Origin of the sequence: Dyadobacter jejuensis, assembly GCF_003149085.1 — a bacterium.
Classification (GTDB): domain Bacteria; phylum Bacteroidota; class Bacteroidia; order Cytophagales; family Spirosomataceae; genus Dyadobacter; species Dyadobacter jejuensis.
Map to the genome: position 1 here is coordinate 1 of NZ_QGDT01000023.1, position 20,555 is coordinate 20,555.

The following is a 20,555-nucleotide window of genomic DNA, read 5'->3' on the forward strand; positions in this document are numbered from 1 at the left end:
CCAGGCATCTGCAGGAGTTGAAAATGTTAACAATTTTGTTCCAAGTGAACGAGCTGTGGCCGGACACCTGGAACAAAATTGCTAACAATAGTAAAATGGATAGTGGCCAGCTCGGCGGTGATCCCCTTATTAATTGAATTAAGATCCTTTCGTATTGTTAATAATGCGGGTGGAATGAAAAAGGGATAGAAGCGGCATCCTTTCTGAGGAACGAGGAAAGATACAGCGTATAGCCCGACCGTAAGGGTTTTCCCAAAAAATAAAAAAAAAGACCTGATTATTACCATGGCCTTTCCAAAAACTACATTTATTAATATCAGATAGAGGTTTCCAACAAAAATATGGAAAATCGATCTATAACATATTCCACCTCCCAATCTTCGTGTAGGCTCATTCTACCCCTATTTCTAGCCAGTAATCTATGATAGGCAATGAAAGATTTATCTTGTGGATCATTTCTATTGCACCCAATTAATTGCGCTACGCATATAATATTTGAGAAAAAAAGCTGGTCCAAACGTTTTTTATCAAAATCGCTATAATATTGCTTATTGGCCAGTTCTTCTATAAGGGATTTAACTTTTATTCTATATCTATTCAATTCCTTCTTGATGGTCAAAAAAGAATTGAAGTCTAACATTACTCTAGGCTCTTGACTCTTCCGAATAGCATCGAAATAAGAGGATTTAGATACACCAGACACTTCCAACAAAGCAGAAGTGTTTATTTTGGGGTTAGAAAATACTTCCATACCTCTATTATATTGGGCCATATCAGCCCTATTTTGTGCTAAAATTCTTGGTATAAAAGTATCATTCAAATACTTTTCAGGAATACGACCCCGTGTTTTCCAAACCTTTGCTGTGATTGGACTTAAGTTGTACTTAATAATTATTTCTAAAGCCTTTTCTTGATTATATTCCATTGAGATATTTAGTTAAACTTGACATATTTGGTCTGACTAAACGACAAGGTATCATTGGATATAAGCAAGGGCATAGAGCCAAATACGGTACTCATGTTGTAATAATTACCATTTTCTTGATAAGTTAATGGCACTATTTGACCGTTAGACCAATGAACAAAAACACCATCATTTTCTTGATATATTCGAAAATGAGCATCACCTTTGGTAGCTTTCCAGCGACCAAAATAAACATCCCTTTTTTTACTGTATTCACTACAAGAAATCAGGGAGCAAAGGAAAAGGAATATGAGATATTTCATGGTATAATTTATTTACCTGTCGTCTGTCTTGCCTTTTTACGTTCTTCCTTAATTTCCTCTCGTTGCGAACGTATTATGGAAAGTTGATTAGTTTTAAATTCGAGAAAATTGCCTTTTGTAATAGGCTCTCCAAATATATTAATTCCATATAGAACAAGATATTCAATAATATTAAAAATATTATTGGAGGAAATAAAGACGTTATCGTTCTTAACTGAACGATTAATTGAGTTTAAGCTTAAATTAAGTTCTCGTTCCAACGAGATCGGAGGAATTAACTTTCTTTTTCTAAGAAAGTTAACAACTTGATTACTTAATTCTTTTTCTCTAGGGGTTATTATCTTCATTACAAATTATAGTAGCTATAAAGAGCCCCTTTATAGCCCAATTTAAATTTACTAATCAATTCACCACCTACTAAAATAGGCTGTTCAAACCTTATTGTGGTAATTAAGGTACCATTAATTAAGTATTGATTAGCGGAATAAGGTATATCCATTTGGGGCATCCTCCAACCGCCCCAATTTTGGGAATTAAGGTAATACAACAGCTTTCTAATATTTTCCTCAGTTGTGGGTATCTCCGCATCAGAAGAAAAGAAAGCTGTCAATTCCTTATAGTTGTATAATTCTTGTGCATTCTTTTCAATTTGGGTTTTTTTTCTAAATCCCAAAAATTCAATAAAGGCCGCTTCAAGGGAATCACTGATTACCGTAAAATCGTAAAATACATTAGGACTTGGATTTTTTTCTATTTTAGTAAAATCCATTGTCAATGTACGTTTGTTTTTATAAAAAAAACTTCCATCAACTTCAACAACATACTTTCTCTTAGTTTCAATAAAATTGAATGTTTTCATAAAAAGATTGTTTAAGATAAAAAAAAAAGTAAATTGCATTGAATTCAGCAAACAGCATTACGGCTAGAGATAGGCTTAATGTTTTCCATTATAACAAGGATAAAACAAGGCCTCTATAGAGGCCTTGTTTTTTATGGGCTATTGTGATAGCTCCTTAGCATGGTTAACTGCATCTTCCTTATTGGAATAAACAGCCATAAAACCCGAATTATGTCGGAAGGTTTGGCGGCTATCTTTTGGAATTGGAATAGCTTCTGGGTTTCTGGAAATGATTTGAAAACCACCCCTCACATTAGGTGACACAAGAAAAAAGACGTTGTCTTTTTCTGCTAAATCCCTCCACTCAGGTATAATAGTACCTGAATCATCTATGGCCACACCATCAAATTTCAAAAAGGTTAGCCATACCTTTTCACCTTCAATTGATTTCTCGGCAGTTTTTATATATGCCAATAAAATGGATTCTGCTATGTGAAGAGCTGTATAAAAACCATCTGGCATATTGTTATAGTTTCTAATAATAGAATTGAAACTATTAGGGTAGTTTGCCACTATCCCTCTATCAATATCCGAAACCTGCTTAAACAGGTTATTCTTTAGCCGACTAACTAGTGCACATCCCAATTTGGGTTCAAGATAATTCAAGATAAGCATATTAGTTGCGTCCATATTCCCATCTTGATGATGGTCAAAATTCCCTATAGCAGGGTTGTACTCTCCTGCTATATCATAAACAAAAACGCTACTGTTTTCCATATCCTCGGGGGATACTTTGAACACACGTTCTATGGGTATTTCGCCCCCATAGACATAATTTGTAATTGCAACCGCCAATACTTCATCGGCGTGAAAGGTACCCGCATGGGTAATGATTTTCGCAGGAGTGTTGTTGTTTGTCATAATAAAGGCGCCATTAACGCATGGCGATCGATTGATTAATAATTTTTTTCAAAGGTACAACATAGATTTTTAAATAGCAAACATCTATGTAAAAAAGAAATTAAAATCTTTCAATGAAAAGCTTTAAATTCTCTTCATCTAAAGACCATATAAGGCTTTCAGCGTCGCTATATTTGGATAAAAAATGATTAGCCAATTGCGGGCCAAAAATTTGAACTAATTTGGCATCTAACATTTTTGCTGTAGCAGGATCGCTATAACCCTGCAATGATCTTTCTAACCTTAAAGCTTTTAGAAGAATACCTTTTTGTTTTATAATATCTGTCATCATTGTATAATATTAAGACCCGAAAAATATTTTATTATTCTCTTGCTCTATGTTTTATCATTTAACATAAAAATCATTATCCAAAACGCCTTTTAAGAATCTTAGATAAAAACAATTCCTCTCTCTTGATTGAGAAAAATAGGAATATAATTATTCCTATAATGCATCAAGTTTCTTTTGCATTCGTTCCCAAATGAGGATAGCAATTTTTACCTCTTTTGGCAAATTGGAGGGGAGTTGCTGGAAATATTCAGGAGACCTATTAAATAGTTCTGAAAGCATTTCAGAACTTAATTCCATATTTTTAATCATTCTGTCAAAACGTGAATGCCAGTCCATTTTGAAATCTTGTAATGGTATTTCATTTTCTCCACTTTTGACATAAATATCAAAGTAACTTTGATATTTTTCACCCCCTTTAAATTGCACAAAGGTGCCTTTAGGTTCAGGAGCATTAGCAAAGGCACTTACTAAGTACCCTTTGAGAATTTGATCTATATCTTTGTGCGTAGCCATTTGAATTTAACCTATTTTAAAATAAAAAAACTGCTTTTTTCATAATGAAATTATTTTTTCACTGACACATTCCACCAGTTTAAAAGTTTTTCCTTCTGCATGGGATAGGGTAATAATAACAAATGAGATATAACCGCCAATATCCATGCCGCCATTGTAAATGCCTGTTTGGTTTACCTCTATACCGTTATTTGTAATAACACCTTCTTCAAAGCCTAAAAAAACGTCACGGATAAATAAAGCTACAGCTATATAACATCCATCTAAATTTTTCAAACCTTTGGTTTCTTGCTTACTTAGAAGCATATATACGTAAGTGGCACCCTCTTTCATTAAGATTGTCCCATATTTTGGCTTAATAGAACTAGTAAAGAATTGCCTAAATTGAGTGTTTCTAAAATATTCGTCGTACTCTACCTTCTGAAAGGTTGTGTCTGAAAGGTAGATGTTGGTAGTAGCGTTTTTCCCTGCCACTGTGTTTTTAATGGCAATGGTCGGGAGTAATTGTTGAAATCCTTTGTTAGCCTGGACTTTCTTAATCGTTTTTTCATCTGGCATAACGAAAGGTAGAACATCGGGCGCATTCTCCTTATCAAAGGAGGTATGCAAAAGCATTGGGTAACTGTGGTAGGTAATTTTCATTTTACTATTGTTTGAAAATTTCATTCATCATTACAAAGGTCATTAATAGCCTCTTTTAGCATTTTTAAGGAGTCAACAAAATTATTTTGTTTACCCTGCAAAGAAGCAAGCAAAATACGTGTATCCTTCAAAGTGTTTGAAAGGTTACTAATTTCTTCTTTTGCTCTTTTCATTTCCAGTTTATGAGTTGTAAGATTATTATGATAATCTATAATCATATTCTCTATCGAGGTCGAAACTGAGGTACTTACATGACTATTTTCGGCCATATATTTTTGAATTGTAGAGCGAACTAAACTTTTTCCAGCACTATCCAACTTACGAAGCATTATGTCTTTCATAATAAAAGTGCCATTAACGCATGACGGGCGATTACTAAATAAAGTTTATTTCCAAATTACGATCTAAAGCCTTACACCAGAGTATAAGGGTTTTAAGCCCAATGGGCCTTTTACCAGCTTCTATAGCTGATACAACCTTTGAGCTATACCCAATTAGCTCCCCTAATTGTTCTTGACTTAGATTAGCTTCTAATCTAAGAATTTTAAGTTCTTTTATAATTTCCATTTCTGTTTTCATTTTATAAAGTTACTGGAATTCACGAAGGTCGTGTAAATCAATAATCAGGTCTTTTTTTTTATTTTTTGGGAAAACCCTCAAACGGATTTAAACTTACGATAGCAATGTTTAAATGGCCCGAAGGGCCAAAATTCAAAAAATCAATGTTATGTAGTATTTATACTACATAACATTATAAGAAATTATTTTTTAATCCTCTCAAGGTACCTTGATTTTTCAAGGCTTTTTAAATAACCTAAATTATACCCAAAATCAATATTTAAATTATTCCTTTCACAATATGAACGGATTCCAGGGTCACAAGCCCCGGCCTCTCTTACGTGTTGATAGCCAATAAATTGTCTATCATTTTTGATGGCTGATATAATAGCCTGTAATTTTCGAACTTCCCCATTTTCAGCGTCTTTTAAAGATATTTCTGAATGAGTGGACCCAAATAAAAAACCCTCAAAAAATCTAATCTCATAATATTGTAATCTTCCTTTACTTTCAAGCCATTTAGCCCGACCATCAGGCAGTTTTATAGTCCATAAACCATCAATATTTTCAATGGCTTCTAGTTCTTTCACAGTTAAGGAAATAGTTATACTACCATATGTAGGAGCATATTTACAGGAACTTGCATAAGTTTTTAAAATATTATTTTCGGCAAAAGTCATAAAACGGCCTTTGTATTTTATTATTATACTCCTATAACAGCCCATAGAATGATGGGTATTAAAAGAATTTAAAAGCTGAATAGCTTTTCTTTGAAGCCTATCATATTTTAATAGGCTCATACCAAATGTTTGTGCTTTTACTACTCTTCGAGCCTTTAAGATTTTTTTGATATTTTTCAAAAGCTCTGGGATAGTCTCCCCTTCCAATGGAAATTTTTTTGCTTTTTTTATTAAACTATCTACTGATTTACCAGTAAAAAACAACAAATTAGAAAGTTCTTTTTCTTCCTTAGTTGTGATCATTTTAGTAGCCATAATAAAAGTGCCATTAACGCATGACGGGCGATTGTTTGAATAAAAAATGAACTGCTTTTCTTTACTTAAAGGTACGACATTATTATTTATAAAGCAAACATCCATGTAAAATAAAACAACATTTTTTTTATTTTTTTTCGGATTCAAATGCCCCCCTAGAAGACCTTTTTTTAGCGTGCACGAAGTGACGCAGGCCGCAAATGAGCGTAGGGTTTAACAGACTCAAAAGGAAAAAACACGAGGAACGTTAATACATATACGCTATTAAGAATATTAGCTCAAAGGTCAAGTATTAACAATCGGTTGAATGGCCGGCATTTGCCAGGCATCTGGAGGAGTTGAAAATGTTAACAAATTTGTTCCAAGTGAACGAGCTGTGGCCGGACACCTGGAACAAATTTGTTAACAATAATAGTGCAACCACCAATAAAAATGTCTCGTAGGGGCCAAATTTTGACCCCTACGAGACACTAATTTTAGTTTAAGCTAAAATTAGTTATTATTTGGGGCTTTGCAGCCCTTAAAGGTTGTATTTTGTCAGGCATAAGGGCTATACGTCCCGCATCGTATAAGGTGCGCCCCATAGCACCAAATAACATTGAATTTGCCCTATCATCTACAGATGAATATTTTTTACGGGTAATATAGCCTGTAACGGCGTTATATGCTCCCCACATATTCAAACCTCCTTCATTTGCGACATCTTGCCCTACTCCATTATTAGCAAAATTAAGTACCTCGTTGATAATATTTTGTTTTCGTGTGCTTAACACGTCCTTCCCTGCCTTGCCTGATTGCATTTCTTTAATCTCGGCAGGAGTGCAAAACACGTTCCCGAAATAATCCCACATTTGGGAAGCCTCAATTTTATTCGCTCTCATACGCTCATAGTTCAGAGTATTTGCCTCTGTATTACCAACAATCAATTTTAATACCTTGGCGGCTTCTTGCATACGATTAGAAGCATTCATTGAATGCCTAACACGAATTGCACCAGTAGCACCACTTAAAGCAGCCGTCAGGGTGTTATTACAAACTACCCTCACGTTTGTAGGGGTGGCAGTTATGGCCATACTACCATCATGAGACGTAGCAAACAATACGTATTGTTCTACAATGTCATTACCCCCTATTTTGATACTTTGATCAATTTTCAGGGTTACAAATACTTTTTTCCCTCCGTCAATGGACCCGGCGGTTTCAATAGACGCCTTACCAGATTGTAAAATTTCATCGACTAAATCAAAACATTGAGCGTTTTGATAAACTACATAATCCTTTCCCAACTTGGAACCTAAAACCTTGTTCACGTCCTTACGATATGTAAAGAAAGAATCAGGGCTAATAATATCTACCTCTCCCAAACGATGGATATTAGGAAGTTTTTCGACCTCAAAATCAAGGCCACCATATTTGAGGGCGTCCCCTACCGAAATAGGTTCATTAAAAACCGTTCCTAGTCCGTGCCATGCGGGTTGAGCTAAAGAAACAAAAGCGTTAAATCCTTTTGAATTGTCTATCAAATGTGCCATAATAAAAGTGCCATTAACGCATGACGGGCGATTGTTTGAATAAAAAATGAACTGCTTTTCTTTACTTAAAGGTACGACATTATTATTTATAAAGCAAACATCCATGTAAAATAAAACAACATTTTTTTTATTTTTTTTCGGATTCAAAAGCCCCCCTAGAAGACCTTTTTTTAGCGTGCACGAAGTGACGCAGGCCGCAAATGAGCGCAGGGTTAACCGACTCAAAAGGAAAGGACAGCGGATTCAAAAGCCCCCCTAGAAGACCTTTTTTTAGCGTGCACGAAGTGACGCAGGCCGCAAATGAGCGCAGGGTTAACCGACTCAAAAGGAAAGGACAGCGGATTCAAAAGCCCCCCTAGAAGACCTTTTTTTAGCGTGCACGAAGTGACGCAGGCCGCAAATGAGCGCAGGGTTAACCGACTCAAAAGGAAAGGACAGCGGATTCAAAAGCCCCCCTAGAAGACCTTTTTTTAGCGTGCACGAAGTGACGCAGGCCGCAAATGAGCGCAGGGTTAGACCTAATATTAACAATCGGTTGAGTGGCCGGCATTTGCCAGGCATCTGCAGGAGTTGAAAATGTTAACAATTTTGTTCCAAGTGAACGAGCTGTGGCCGGACACCTGGAACAAAATTGCTAACAATAGTAAAATGGATAGTGGCCAGCTCGGCGGTGATCCCCTTATTAATTGAATTAAGATCCTTTCGTATTGTTAATAATGCGGGTGGAATGAAAAAGGGATAGAAGCGGCATCCTTTCTGAGGAACGAGGAAAGATACAGCGTATAGCCCGACCGTAAGGGTTTTCCCAAAAAATAAAAAAAAAGACCTGATTATTACCATGGCCTTTCCAAAAACTAAAAATACTTATAATTTTAAATTGATAGTCCAGTTTTATTCTGCTTGATAACCTCCTGTTTTTTTGAAATTTGAGACGCTGAAAATTCGCTGTTAAAATTATTTAGTTGAGTGATTTTCTGGTTTGGACCCTGCATTTGAACCGTTTTATCTTTCTGGATAGTGAATTTTGTATTTTGATGATCGTTATAATCACCCACTAGCAATTTAATCTTATCTTGATTGGTCAAATTATTACCATTAATTTTATCGGGAATGGAATTCATTTGCTTCTCAAATTTTTTAAAAATATGGTTAGCATGCTTATTATTTTCTAGTTTCCCTTGCTCAAAGTCACTTTTAACCTCTTTTCTTTCACGAGAATTTAGAGGTTCAACGACAATAGGCTTAACTTCTTTCTTTTCAATAACCTGAACATTTTTATTAGGTTCTGGTTTATAATTAATAGATATTTCACTCGATATCTCTTTATTTTTAATTATCGTCTTATTTAAATTATTTATAATATCTACTACGGTTTTATCCTTAATAGACTTATATTTATCTTCAACTAATAATTTAGGAAGATTGTTTTTTTTATTATTAATACTATTACCTAATTTATTAACCAGAGACTTATCCAAATTATTAGTTTCAGACATTTTATTTATCTATTTTATGTGCATCAAAGTTTACATCTTTGTAAACTCTATCTATATATTTACGTGTTCTTCGACAATATATGTTTGCATAATCCCAACATATATTGTTAGCTTCAAGCCATTTAATAGCCTTATCAGTATTATGTACATACTTTAAGTATAACACCTGAGTATCTTCCGTAGAGTTGACTTTTTTTCTAACAAAAAACGTCATTGAAAAATCATTTTTCTTACCTTTCATATCGTTTTTGTGTATTTATTAATACCAAGTTCTAACAACTCATTCCCATTGTTAGACTTAAACACCATAGTTTGAGTACCAGAACTATAAGACGATAAAATAGTAATGTAAGGCAAAAACCAAACAGATTTATCCCATGTTGTAAACATGGAATTATCTAGTACTTGTTCAGGATATATTTCTTGATCGATTTTGTATTGTCCAGCAGAAACATAATAATGCTGAAAAACATAATCCAAAGAATCATTTCCTTTTGAAATAACTATTTTTTTGTATGGCTCACCATTTAGAAAATAAACCCATTGGCCCACAAATGTATCTAAAGTGGCGTTTCTAATAACCTTTTGATCAGTAGATAAAGCTTCTACATTGTTAGGTGCTACATCATTTTTACATGAAACAAAGGCAAACAGGAGAATAATTGATAGATATTTCATAGCTATGTAATTTTAATTATTGTCAAATCAGTATAGAAACGATTATTGTGCTCTTTGCTTTCAATTCTAAATTCAATATCAATCATAGAATTAGTTATAAGTTTTGGATTGCTAGTAAGGTCATTCCAAAGCAAGAAAGCAATATTTTTACCTTCAAGAGTAGCGGTAATATTCCGAAATAAAAGGGACTTACCCTTCAATTGAAGGGTTTGAGTCGGAAAGATTTTTGTGATTAATATTTTAGCCGAAAACATATATTATTCAGTAATAAAAGTAATGGTTGTTGTTTTAGAAACTTCTCTAATAGAAGTTTCCACTTCAATAGAATGCTCACCAGAGCTTTCCGATTGATAATTAAAACTAAGCAAATAGTTCGAAAAGTTAGAATATTTCAATTTAATTTTATCTCCATTATACAAGGTATCATTATTAACAATATACCTAGCTACTTTATTAGAGTTGAAATGTAATATAACAATATCATTATCAGAAACATTTTCGAAAGGTCGTAAGTATAAAATTGGTGTTGTTGAGTACTTGTTGGCCAATGAATCATAATTAATAATTAGCGAAGGTGCTTCTGATAATAAATTATAATCAGGAGACAATTCAGAAACTGGTTCAATACTTAAATCAATTTCACTATTACATGAAAACATAAGTATTGCTATGACAAAAAATGTTAATTGTTTCATTGTAAATGTATTTTTATACCGAAATAAGGAACAACAGTAAATTTTTGGTAGTTAGATAGAAAGTTATAAGTTACTCTACTACCTAAAACAAATGGGGTTAATTCGTACTCAACACCCAACCCAGGTGCCAAAATAAAGGCGGATTTATCAGTTATCTGGATATCATCAAATGTTGGTTTTTCTTTATTTATTGATTCATAACCAAAATTTACTGAACCTAAAACCTTAAAAGTACTTATAAGGTCAGCACTAGAAAAAACGGTTAGCTCCTGTTTAAACGATAGTTGATACCGTTCAACAGGTATATTGTTTGGTGTAATTTTTTTTGCATATAAAAAACCAAACCCTTTGGAGTTTAACTTTTTGTTGTACTTCCCATATTCTAGCTGAATAGCGAAATTATTCAAATCAGGAAGTAATTGGTCGTAACCACCAATATTAGTTTGGAGATAATATTGGTTTTTTATATGAGCTTGCCCAAAAACATTAGAGCAAATGAAAAGGAATAAAATATATTTCATGGTCTAATTTATTTATCTGGATTGTTAATGGTTTTTGCTTTCGACACTATTTTTGAATTAATAGGAAAACGTAAATGCCTCCCGCCCTTTTTTTCATAGATTTCAAAATCAAGTTGTTTATCGCTTGATATGGTTATTCGTGGGATAGCAACAACGAAACTTTTATAAACCCCGTGCTCAACATTATTAATATCATCAAGTAGAATAATTTGTAGTTCTTCTTCTTGAATGGTTTGTCTTTTGGCACCTTCCACGTCACGTAAATAAATTTTGACAAAATCAATTGGGTAGGAGACCTCAGAATAATTGTGAATGGTAACTGCTAGGTATACCAATGATTCATCCATGTATATTTTATCCAGAAAGGATGAAATGTTATGATTACGTACACCAATGTTCTTAAGAGCTTTCTTTTTGTTAAGAATGAAATTGAAGTTGCTTCTAATTTGTGTTTCTGATAGGTTTATATCAGGAAGTAGAAAGTCTGATTGACGGAAAGTCGAAGCATTAAAACGTCTAGAAAGAATATCATCGGACTGATAGTTATTTTCAACGTTAATGTTTAGTATTTCGGGGGTATCTTGATAGTTTACAAGGAAAGAATATAGTTCTCCTCCGGCCGTTAGAACGGTTAAATTTGATTCATTAAATGGTTCATCATTAACAGCTTTAACTTTTAGTACGTTATTAAAGGACGGTGTTATTTGTGTTAATATTTCGGGTATACCAGAATCAACTTCTTTGATTTCCGAAGGGAATATTATATGCACCGTTTTGGTGCTATTGATTCCTACGGGGTGGCTGCCTTTGATCGACATCTTAGCAATCGGCAGGATGTATCTATTTTGTTTTTTTGCCTCTTGTACGTTAATAGGATTTGCAGCATCTAAGGATTGTGCAAATAGTTGTAATGGCAAAAAAGCTTGTGCAAATAGTTGTAATGGAAATAGAAAAAATAAAAATAAAGCTTTCATGATGTAATGATTAGTAGTTGTTAATTGTTTGTGCATCGTTTGTATTCTCCAAAGAACCTGTGGTTAACAGGACCTTGTAATTAGGCTTAATTGTTACACGGACAGTATTCATTTTTCGTCTTAAATACTGGGACGTACCTTGTAGAAGGGTTTGTGCGGTTTGGGTTGCCATTTGTGTTCCTATTTGGTTGCCAATACTACCACCCTGGTTCCAATAGGAACCCTGTAAGGGTCTTGCTCCTGCTTCGGCAAGCTCACGGGCCAATAGATTTTTATCGACAAGATTAGGGATATATAAACCTTGTGATCCATCAATATCATAGGCAAGCATAGAAACAGGTATCACGTTATTATCAATTCTAACAGAATTGATAATAATATTCAAACGGTCATTGCTTATACGTATAATCCCATTAAGCAATGAGTTTCGAGGCATAACCATTTTCATTCCACCAACATTAATATAAGTTTCAGCCAATAGACGTAATTTAATATTTGAACCGTTTTGTACTTTCACACCATCCCCATTTCCATGAACAACAGCAGGGATGTACGAGTATTGGTTCATAGTTTCAGCTTCTAAGGATTTAGATTCGCTATAAAAGCCTGTAGATGTTGAGCGACCAATGGTATTTGTATTGGTATTGGGTATTAATCCATTAGGGGCTTGTTTTTTATGGTTTGGATGTGATATATTAATGTTTGGCCGTGCAGTAGTTAGAGGTTGAGAAGAATTGGCTTTTTCCAAACCAGAAATGATTGATTCGGCTAGACGTGTGTTATTTTCACGTTCAAGCTGCGCCAAACGTTCCTCCCTTAATTCTTCTTCAGATTTTGTGAAAATAGGAGTAGATGGATTGGCATCGTAGGCAATTTGTTTTTTAGCTTGTGCTATTCGATTTTGATTTACACGGTTTAATGATGATTTGGAAGTAGCTGGTTGTATAATGCCACTTTTACCCGCTTGTCTAACTTCTGCAAAATCGGCATCGGTTAAATTTTCGTTAGACTTCTTTTTAAAAATCTTATCATCATCTGTTAAGTTATCAATACCACTTTGATAGTTTTCGTCCGAAACTTTTCGGTCATAGTTTTTCCCATACTTATCATCGTTTTTGTCCTTTTTGTTTTTTGCTTCTAATGGCATTATGTTTTCGAGATCGTTAGCGGTATCTTTTTCTTTACCAATAGAATTGGTAAAGAATACGATACCAACTACAACAAGTATCATAGCTACAAGAATAATCAAAAGCATTTGTCCTTGTTTTCTTTTTTTTGAATTGATATCAATATCAATATCGGATTGATTTGAAAAGTCGTTGGTTTCGTTAGTGCTCATAAAAATATAATAAGTTGTATATAATAAGGGTGATTGTAATAGCTATGATTATATAGGATTTGTATTGATAACGATTTAATTTTTTAGCTAAAAAAAGCTCAAAAGAAAATCGTTTGGATTTCTTATTGTAAATCATGGTTCTAAGGTGTTTTTTGTATCCGTAGAAGTGAATTTGAAATCACGTATTAGCAAGCCATTAGGTGAGTTCGTGGTTCTAACTACATCTTCCAGTATGCACGTGGAAATACCTTTTTTTGTTGTATTACCAGTTGCACGGGTTTGGTATATGGTAAATTCGGTTTGGGCTTGGTAGGGATAGACCGAGCTGTTAACCATAACCGTATCTATCCTGACAGTTTGCACAACATTACCTTGAATCATATTACGAAAGTAATTACGTTCGATTAGGTCATCATATAAACGTTTAATACTTCTGTCTCCAAGATAAAATGCCTTTTCCATATTAAGATCAATTGCTTTAGGATCAGGGGATATAGTAAAAAATAATTCATGGAACCTTTGTAATTGGTAATTAATTTCTGCGGGACGATTTTGATTAACATCGGAGACCATGGCCTCAAACTGTTTATTCTTATTAACTACATAAATGCGTTTAGAAAATTCGTCAACATTTTTATTTGTAAATATTATTGATGTTATAGCTATAATTGCTAAAGACACCAAACATAATAGCGTTAATAAACGGGTATGTTTAAATTTATTATCTATTTCGAATAATTTTTCTATCTGATTCATGTTAATTATTATTATTATTTACATCAACTTCAATTGAGGAACCATTAGTAGAATAAACATAGGTTCGGTTTAAATGACGCTCATAGTTTTTATAGTTATCCACCACAATATAAAGAGTTATAATAGCAGAAATAAAAACAATTGCAGTACATATAAATACATATAAACTATATGCATAAACAATATTTCTATTATAGTATTTCATCATGCTTTATTGTTGTTTTTAGGTTTAGATACTCCCTTAATTGCCCCAACCATAGCACCGCCCATACTACCAACGACGGTTGATGCAGCGGTTTTAGCTTTTGAACTGTTAGTATCGGCAAAAGAACGGCCTAAAGCTGCTCCTGTTGCGGCTCCTGTTGCGGCCCCGCCTATGGCATTGGAACTGATTCTAGATATTTTATTGGCCGCATTGGTACCGACTCTATTGGCTGTCCCTGAGGCTTGTGCTAAAGCTCTTGTTGTACCACCAGTTATATTACCAACACCTCCGATGGTAACCAGCATTGAAGTCATTGAAGGAACAAAAATGTAACCGATTAAACATAAAATAAGCACACCAATATAGGCAAAGCCTAAAAACTCTGGGTTTTGGGTGTCTGAGCCGGATGCAACGTCTATTGGATCGGTTTGTAAATATAAATCCATTAAACCAAATGCTATGGTAGAATACATAGCGGCAACAGCAGGTAATAAGGAAAAATTAACATATCTACCAAACCATGAAATTAGGTTGTTAGTGAAGCCAGGAAAGATAGTCAATGTAACTACAATAGGAAAACCCATTTTCAAAATGAGCTTATAACATAAGCTCATGAGTAACAAGGCAGCTTCGGCGATATACATAAGAGTTATTAATAAGTTTTGTATCAATAAAACCAAGGCTATTTTTATCTCGTCTGTGGATTTGCCCATGAATAGTTTTATATCGTCACCTATCGGAAATACCCCGCTATCGTCGTTAGAACGTGAAGAACCAAAGGTTTCCTTATAAAGGGCCTCGTCATTTCCAATACGATCCCATTTTCTGTCAATAGCATCTTGCATGTATTTAGAATTATCATGAATACGTTCAGAAATTTTAGAATTGGAGCCGTTTACGCTGGTTCTAATTTCTGTAGCTATAGAGTCTATACCATCTGTTATTAATGGTAACATTGGTATAAGCATAAGAATAAGGAATGGCCGCAAATAGGGCAAAAAATTAATTTCCTCATTATAATAGATTTGCTTTATGAGGTTCCCAAAAATGTAAAGTATTGCACCGATGGCAGCAACAACGTTTACTTTTTTTACGATTACAGCGGCTATCTGTTCAGTATAGGGTATCATTTGGGTATACATTTGGTTTATTAATGCAATTACCCCTTCACCGATATCTACCATAAGATTTTAGTTATAGATTATTTAAATATTCTTGTTCGGCAGCTTTCATTATAGCATCGAAGGATTGAGCAAGTTCTTTACACTCCCCTATTTTATATTCCTCTTCAAGTTGCTGATCGATACCATATTGGATATAAAGTTCTTTGGCAAGGAACTCAACCTGCATTTGAAATACTTCTGAGGTTATACGTTTTCCGCTCGGGTCATAAATAGCCATAATTTCATTTTCAAAGAAATTTTCAAGATCAACGGTACCCGAAACATTTGCATTAGAATTATAGGTGGTACTATCCCCAACGGCAGCGATATAGGTATTTAATTGGGATTGAGCTTTGGCCTGACTCTGGAAAAAGCCATTTTTGGCTACCATTTGATATCCTTGTTCAGTAAGTTTTGTTAATGCAACGGTTTGCAGTCTATTTGCTTCGTATTCTTGACGTTTGTAAAACATTTGATTCCTAAACTCGCATTCACGCATTTTCTTTTGAAAATCCTTATAAGCTTGTGTTTCGTATAGATAATCAAGTGGTATAGTTAGGGAATCATTATAAGCAAGGTCATAACCTCGATTATCAACAAGACTAGCGACACCAGTACCAAAATATCCTTGGGGTACACTTATTGCAACCTTATACAAATTTGCAGTTGCGGTAACATCAGCTTTTGAAGCAGAACGTTTTATTGATACATTTTGAATGTTTTCAAAATATCTAGTAATTTTTGATTCGAAAGAACTTACACGTAGGTAAGTTTCGTCAATCCATTTGGCCCTTTCTGCATCTGTCATTTGCAATACTCCACCAGTCGCAGCAGTAGCGGATTTCATGTCTTTTACCAGCTTAGTTGCTTCCTGTGTAAACATTTGTATGTCTTGAGACATAAGTTTGTATTCAACAGGGTAGATGTGACCATCTTTTGCAATGGCTGTTGAATATGCTGTAAGTTTTGAGGTAATACCAGAAATAGAACTTACTATTTCGGTTCCTCTGTGGAATTGTCGAACAGCCGACGTAACTTTTTTTAACTTTTCAATATTGGATACAATGGATTTGAAGGACGGGTCTTGAAACATTTTGATCAAAGTAGTAATAGCCGTGTGAATGGGGTCGTTTGTTACCATTTGGGCATTTAGGTTGGTACTTCCTAAACCAACGAAAAGAAAAAATAGTAGTCCAATTTTTTTCATGATTATATGTTTTAAGTGTGAATTGTTAATTATTTTTTTCTATCAGCCCATTGCATAGAGGCTTCATATAGACTTATATTATTGTTTTCCGAAATTGCTTTGATCTCGTCTACCTCTGTTGCTTCGGTAGTGAATAAGCTATAAGCATAACGGCTTACTTCGGTTCCATAAACTTTACAGTGCTTACCTAATATCACTGCTAGTTCTTTGTAAGGGGGGCGATCTTTACTATTAGGGAGAGGTTTATTTATAGAAAATATCTGAGGAATATTAGCATTGGATATTTTAAATAAGCTAAGAATCATATCATGATCCTCTTCATATTTATTGATATCCATTATAATTTTAATGTCCGTATTTTGTATAATGGTTTCTTTAATAATTTCAGATTTAAGCAAATCTTCTATTTCTTGGGTGATGACTCCAATAGCCCCAAAATGCTTTCTTGCAGTCTTAAATGCCCATAAAAGAAAGGTTGCAAAAAAATCAGAAGATATAGCTTTCCAAGCTTCTTCAATTAATAAAACCTTTAGTACACCACGAACTTCAAATAGTTTAGCTATATACGTGTTTGTTATTACCAATGTAACTATTGGTAATAGTATAGGATGATCCTTAATGTTTTCTAGCTCGTAGATAACAAATGGATGTTTTGATAGTTCAATATCTTCTTTTCCATTAAGCAGGTAGTCATATTGACCACCTTCGTAAAAAGGAGATAGAACGTAGTGAAATTTGGATAAATCAAAATCAATATTTTCCCTACCACCTTGATTTTTAAATTCTTCTGGAAATAGAGTACGACTATAATCATAGAATGTATTAAAGCAAGCTCTAATAAATTGCGGGGAACTAGGATTATGTTTGGCGTTATTCTTTGCCAAATAATCATAGTAACCGTTAACCATGTTGTAAATGGTTACTTCCTCAGTTTTGGAAACCTGTTCGTTTTCCTTTTTGAAAAGAAGGAATATTATTTGAACAATGGTTTGCTTAAATTCTTCCCGTAATTGGGTTGCTTTTTTATTGTCAAGACCATCGATATTAACCTGAGTAAAGAATGGATTCAACGATATAGGGTTGGAATCCGTATGTTCTATGTATTTGGCTCCAAGAATTTCACCCAAACGTTTATAGGAATATCCAATATCAACTATAGATATGTGAACACCTGAGTTTCGAAGGTAATAAATAAGGTTATTGTTTGTAAAGCTTTTACCTGAACCTGACGGACCAATGATGGTAAAATTTCTATTGGTAATTAAACCCTCCTCACGTGGTTTCATGAATAAATCAACGATGCGAGGCATACCAAATCTATCGGTGAGTAGTAGGCCATTATTTTGGTAAGGAGAGTCCTTATAGTTAGTTTCTAAATTAAACATTGAAACTGCATTGGATAACATACAAGTATATAAGTTATCCCTTCCTATTTCAGATACATTGCCGGGGATTGTTGACCAATACAATTGCTCAGCATAGGTAGTTGCTATCTTTGCTGTGAATTGGGCATTTGTTATTGCACCAGCAACTATATCTTTATATTCATTTAGAATGGAGTTGTCTTGATGAAATAATTGAACGTTAAAATGAGCCAAAACGGCTAGCTCACCCGCTTTCATTGTATCAATGAGCACGGTTTTTTGATTTAAAGAGTAAGTGTTGTCTCGACTCCATTGTGAAAAACTATAATGCCTTTTAATTTCCTTTGTTTTTTCGCTAACAACCTCACTTTGACTCGTTATGTAAAATATTTGGTTGTATATATGATTAAACGGTATGTTGATTCCAAAGCTAGAACCAAATGAAATAGGCATATTAGAATGGCCACTAAAATCCCTGAAAGAAGAGATAGGAACTATCTCATTCGGCAATTGTTCTAGGTCATTAATTACGAATGTATAAGTGTTTTTGTTTCCAACCTTGAAATTGGAATTTTCACTATTAATATCATATAAATTGTTATCGGTAAAAGACAACGTGAAATAATAGTTAAGGAGTCCAGGGTATTTGGAGGTACCAACTATTTCGGAACGATTAAGTCTTTTAAGACGTAAGGATTTAGTTTGATTTATTCCTGAAATAAAAGACGAAACCTTTTCCTGAAAGGTTAAAAGTGTTTTTGTATCTCTTGCCGAATTGGGAAGTATACTTTTTTTGAAAAGTGACGATTGGGCAGAGTCACGCTTATGAGGTGGAGAAGAAGGAAGGGTTATAAATATAAACCCTTTATGGGATGTAAAGGGACGATCCTTAAAATGTCTTTCATTTTCACGTATAATTTCATCACCAGTATCATTATAAGTGAAATTAGGCTTATAAGTATCTTCAATAAAATAATCTTGTTTATGAATAATATATCCTTCACCTAAGGATTTTGCAGAATTAAGAATAGCATCTATAATGCTGCCATATTCGTAACTACCTGTTACAAATATTTCTGGATAACTAATTTCGAAGAAATAGCTTAAATCTGCATTTTTACTTATAACTAGGCCATCATCCGAAATCTGTAATAATGGAAATATATCCTCTAATTTCTTCATTATTTAATTATTTTATAAAAAGGTTTGTTTTGAATTATTGCCTTCGGGGCCTTGTGTTTTCTATGTATATGACCATGCTTATGGTTTGAATGCATTTCATTTTCTATATAAAAATAGGCCATTAGACCAATCCCGAACATTATGATGAATAACCATAATGAATTGAATCCAAGAGCATATGTAATAAATGTGATCAGAATTAAGGTAATCACCATTTGCACCAAACGATAAAAATAACGCCCCTTGAAACCTAGAAATTCTATTTCGTCGTCAGCTCCTTTTATTACTTCTGTTATCATTAGATTAAATTAAAAGTTCTATAATTAAGCCGAACGTAAACAAGAAGAATAAAGAAGCTATCCATCTGTATACCAGTTCGGTGACATCATCACCAGATGTATAGCGATAATAGATATGTATTATCGCTAATATCGCAAAAGCAACACCAATTACTATTGCTGCGGAGTGCATTTCCTTACCCATTTGAATAGCTTGATCCAAAGGTTCAAGCGACATAAAGGTGCCATTAAGAACTATAACATAAATCATGTTAAATAAGACACCAGCAATTATTAAGCTTAAAATCCAATTAAGGATTAAGGAAATCACGGGTTCGCCTCTATTCCATTTGACATATATTCTATATCCCGATGCAATAGCAGCAATACCGACACCATATGTAGCCGTTTCACGAACAATGACGTAAAGTTGATCCATAATTAATCGAGTTTAAATTCAACACCACTAGCGGGAACGGGATCAAGTAATAACCATTGTTTTAATCCTGCTATTAAGGAAAGACAAAGTAGCATTCCTAGCATCCATTTTGATAAATCAGAAATAATATCTTCTGATTCACCTGAATGCCATTTGATATATATCCTGTAGGCTGTTATTAAGGAAAGTATGGCTAAAACAGAATAAACAAACCCGACTACTACACTTAAATTTTCAGATAGGGGTATTGTGACGAATCTATTAATATAGCCGTCAGAAGTAGAAGAATTTCTTATATCAATCAAAAACATACGTTATGAATAAAAAAATATGGGGCAATGCTATAGAACATACTACACATTACCCCATAAAAAAATTAATTAATAAACATCGCTCTTACTACAGCATTTGCTATTAGCAAGAATAACATGGCCCCAAACCATCCCATAGCTCCGCTCATGACGTTGTCTTTTCCTTGTTGCCAATTTGAAAAGACCCTAAAAGCTCCAATAATGGCAGTTATAGCCGCCACCACGTAAATAACCGTGGTTACAGGGTCTAGATAAGCTTCCAAATCATTGGTTAAGGTTGTTAATGCTTGGGCTCCCCTTTGAACGCCATTGGTTTGAGCAAATAAGAGACTATTTGCCAGTAGCCCGAAAATAAATAGAATAGATTTTTTCATTGTGTGAATTGGTTGA

27 protein-coding genes are annotated in these 20,555 nt (G+C 34.0%); all 27 read right to left on the bottom strand.

Translation table 11 applies throughout. From position 1 onward, the window contains the following. Positions 1 to 316 precede the first annotated feature (316 nt). The 27 genes from CLV98_RS22175 to CLV98_RS22310 all read right to left on the bottom strand — a co-directional run bounded on the left by CLV98_RS22175 (position 317) and on the right by CLV98_RS22310 (position 20,539). Positions 317 to 925 carry a hypothetical protein gene (locus CLV98_RS22175; protein ID WP_109678160.1) on the bottom strand — a complete coding sequence of 203 codons (609 nt, stop codon included), beginning with the start codon at positions 923 to 925 and terminating at the stop codon, positions 317 to 319. Between the two features lie 8 nt (positions 926 to 933). Next, complete coding sequence (locus tag CLV98_RS22180; protein WP_109678162.1) at positions 934 to 1,227, bottom strand: hypothetical protein; 294 nt, start codon at positions 1,225 to 1,227, stop codon at positions 934 to 936. An 8-nt stretch (positions 1,228 to 1,235) separates the two neighbouring features. Further along, positions 1,236 to 1,574 carry a hypothetical protein gene (locus tag CLV98_RS22185; RefSeq protein ID WP_109678164.1) on the bottom strand — a complete coding sequence of 113 codons (339 nt, stop codon included), beginning with the start codon at positions 1,572 to 1,574 and terminating at the stop codon, positions 1,236 to 1,238. Beyond that, positions 1,574 to 2,086 carry a hypothetical protein gene (locus tag CLV98_RS22190; protein WP_146202329.1) on the bottom strand — a complete coding sequence of 171 codons (513 nt, stop codon included), beginning with the start codon at positions 2,084 to 2,086 and terminating at the stop codon, positions 1,574 to 1,576. The genes CLV98_RS22185 and CLV98_RS22190 overlap by 1 nt, the downstream gene beginning before the upstream one ends. Positions 2,087 to 2,224: 138 nt before the next feature. Beyond that, positions 2,225 to 2,986: an MYG1 family protein gene (locus CLV98_RS22195; RefSeq protein ID WP_109678168.1), complete on the bottom strand. Its 762-nt coding sequence runs from the start codon at positions 2,984 to 2,986 to the stop codon at positions 2,225 to 2,227. A 100-nt stretch (positions 2,987 to 3,086) separates the two neighbouring features. Then, positions 3,087 to 3,317, bottom strand: coding sequence for a hypothetical protein (locus CLV98_RS22200; protein WP_109678170.1), 231 nt, complete (start codon positions 3,315 to 3,317; stop codon positions 3,087 to 3,089). A gap of 153 nt (positions 3,318 to 3,470) precedes the next feature. Further along, entirely contained in the window at positions 3,471 to 3,830 is a 360-nt protein-coding gene (locus tag CLV98_RS22205; protein WP_109678172.1) for a hypothetical protein, read from the bottom strand. Between the two features lie 39 nt (positions 3,831 to 3,869). Further along, positions 3,870 to 4,472: a hypothetical protein gene (locus tag CLV98_RS22210; protein ID WP_146202330.1), complete on the bottom strand. Its 603-nt coding sequence runs from the start codon at positions 4,470 to 4,472 to the stop codon at positions 3,870 to 3,872. Between the two features lie 20 nt (positions 4,473 to 4,492). Next, the gene (locus CLV98_RS22215; RefSeq protein ID WP_109678176.1) at positions 4,493 to 4,813 is read right to left on the bottom strand and encodes a hypothetical protein; all 321 of its coding nucleotides are present in this window, start codon (positions 4,811 to 4,813) and stop codon (positions 4,493 to 4,495) included. Between the two features lie 34 nt (positions 4,814 to 4,847). Beyond that, positions 4,848 to 5,039: a helix-turn-helix transcriptional regulator gene (locus CLV98_RS22220; RefSeq protein WP_158281313.1), complete on the bottom strand. Its 192-nt coding sequence runs from the start codon at positions 5,037 to 5,039 to the stop codon at positions 4,848 to 4,850. Between the two features lie 194 nt (positions 5,040 to 5,233). Next, positions 5,234 to 6,172, bottom strand: a complete 939-nt coding sequence (locus CLV98_RS22225; protein WP_146202331.1) for a hypothetical protein — start codon at positions 6,170 to 6,172, stop codon at positions 5,234 to 5,236. A gap of 329 nt (positions 6,173 to 6,501) precedes the next feature. Next, positions 6,502 to 7,704 (bottom strand): DUF932 domain-containing protein, encoded by a 1,203-nt coding sequence (locus CLV98_RS22230; protein WP_146202332.1) that lies wholly within the window; start codon positions 7,702 to 7,704, stop codon positions 6,502 to 6,504. Positions 7,705 to 8,429: 725 nt separating this feature from the next. After that, a complete protein-coding gene (locus CLV98_RS22235) occupies positions 8,430 to 9,053 on the bottom strand; it encodes a hypothetical protein (RefSeq protein ID WP_109678184.1) in 624 nt (207 codons plus the stop codon). A gap of 1 nt (position 9,054) precedes the next feature. Further along, positions 9,055 to 9,294 carry a hypothetical protein gene (locus CLV98_RS22240; RefSeq protein ID WP_109678186.1) on the bottom strand — a complete coding sequence of 80 codons (240 nt, stop codon included), beginning with the start codon at positions 9,292 to 9,294 and terminating at the stop codon, positions 9,055 to 9,057. After that, complete coding sequence (locus tag CLV98_RS22245; protein ID WP_109678188.1) at positions 9,291 to 9,731, bottom strand: DUF6705 family protein; 441 nt, start codon at positions 9,729 to 9,731, stop codon at positions 9,291 to 9,293. The genes CLV98_RS22240 and CLV98_RS22245 overlap by 4 nt, the downstream gene beginning before the upstream one ends. A gap of 257 nt (positions 9,732 to 9,988) precedes the next feature. Beyond that, complete coding sequence (locus tag CLV98_RS22255; protein WP_109678192.1) at positions 9,989 to 10,426, bottom strand: hypothetical protein; 438 nt, start codon at positions 10,424 to 10,426, stop codon at positions 9,989 to 9,991. Then, positions 10,423 to 10,947, bottom strand: a complete 525-nt coding sequence (locus CLV98_RS22260; RefSeq protein WP_109678194.1) for a conjugal transfer protein TraO — start codon at positions 10,945 to 10,947, stop codon at positions 10,423 to 10,425. The genes CLV98_RS22255 and CLV98_RS22260 overlap by 4 nt, the downstream gene beginning before the upstream one ends. Before the next feature lie 8 nt (positions 10,948 to 10,955). After that, positions 10,956 to 11,921 (bottom strand): conjugative transposon protein TraN, encoded by a 966-nt coding sequence (gene traN / locus CLV98_RS22265; protein ID WP_158281314.1) that lies wholly within the window; start codon positions 11,919 to 11,921, stop codon positions 10,956 to 10,958. A gap of 10 nt (positions 11,922 to 11,931) precedes the next feature. Further along, positions 11,932 to 13,260 (bottom strand): conjugative transposon protein TraM, encoded by a 1,329-nt coding sequence (traM, locus tag CLV98_RS22270; RefSeq protein ID WP_109678198.1) that lies wholly within the window; start codon positions 13,258 to 13,260, stop codon positions 11,932 to 11,934. 132 nt (positions 13,261 to 13,392) lie between these two features. After that, on the bottom strand, positions 13,393 to 14,016 hold the full coding sequence (locus tag CLV98_RS22275) for a conjugative transposon protein TraK (protein WP_109678200.1): 624 nt from the start codon (positions 14,014 to 14,016) through the stop codon (positions 13,393 to 13,395). 204 nt (positions 14,017 to 14,220) lie between these two features. Next, positions 14,221 to 15,405 (bottom strand): TraJ family protein, encoded by a 1,185-nt coding sequence (locus CLV98_RS22280; RefSeq protein ID WP_109678202.1) that lies wholly within the window; start codon positions 15,403 to 15,405, stop codon positions 14,221 to 14,223. A gap of 10 nt (positions 15,406 to 15,415) precedes the next feature. After that, the gene (locus CLV98_RS22285; protein ID WP_109678204.1) at positions 15,416 to 16,591 is read right to left on the bottom strand and encodes a hypothetical protein; all 1,176 of its coding nucleotides are present in this window, start codon (positions 16,589 to 16,591) and stop codon (positions 15,416 to 15,418) included. Positions 16,592 to 16,620: 29 nt separating this feature from the next. Then, a complete protein-coding gene (locus CLV98_RS22290; RefSeq protein WP_109678206.1) occupies positions 16,621 to 19,137 on the bottom strand; it encodes a TraG family conjugative transposon ATPase in 2,517 nt (838 codons plus the stop codon). Then, entirely contained in the window at positions 19,137 to 19,436 is a 300-nt protein-coding gene (locus tag CLV98_RS24240; protein ID WP_109678208.1) for a DUF4133 domain-containing protein, read from the bottom strand. Before CLV98_RS24240 ends, CLV98_RS22290 begins: the two co-directional genes overlap by 1 nt. A gap of 4 nt (positions 19,437 to 19,440) precedes the next feature. Further along, complete coding sequence (locus CLV98_RS22300; RefSeq protein WP_109678210.1) at positions 19,441 to 19,854, bottom strand: hypothetical protein; 414 nt, start codon at positions 19,852 to 19,854, stop codon at positions 19,441 to 19,443. 2 nt (positions 19,855 to 19,856) lie between these two features. Further along, the gene (locus tag CLV98_RS22305; RefSeq protein ID WP_158281315.1) at positions 19,857 to 20,159 is read right to left on the bottom strand and encodes a DUF4134 family protein; all 303 of its coding nucleotides are present in this window, start codon (positions 20,157 to 20,159) and stop codon (positions 19,857 to 19,859) included. A gap of 71 nt (positions 20,160 to 20,230) precedes the next feature. Further along, positions 20,231 to 20,539 carry a DUF4134 family protein gene (locus tag CLV98_RS22310; RefSeq protein ID WP_109678214.1) on the bottom strand — a complete coding sequence of 103 codons (309 nt, stop codon included), beginning with the start codon at positions 20,537 to 20,539 and terminating at the stop codon, positions 20,231 to 20,233. Positions 20,540 to 20,555 lie beyond the last annotated feature (16 nt).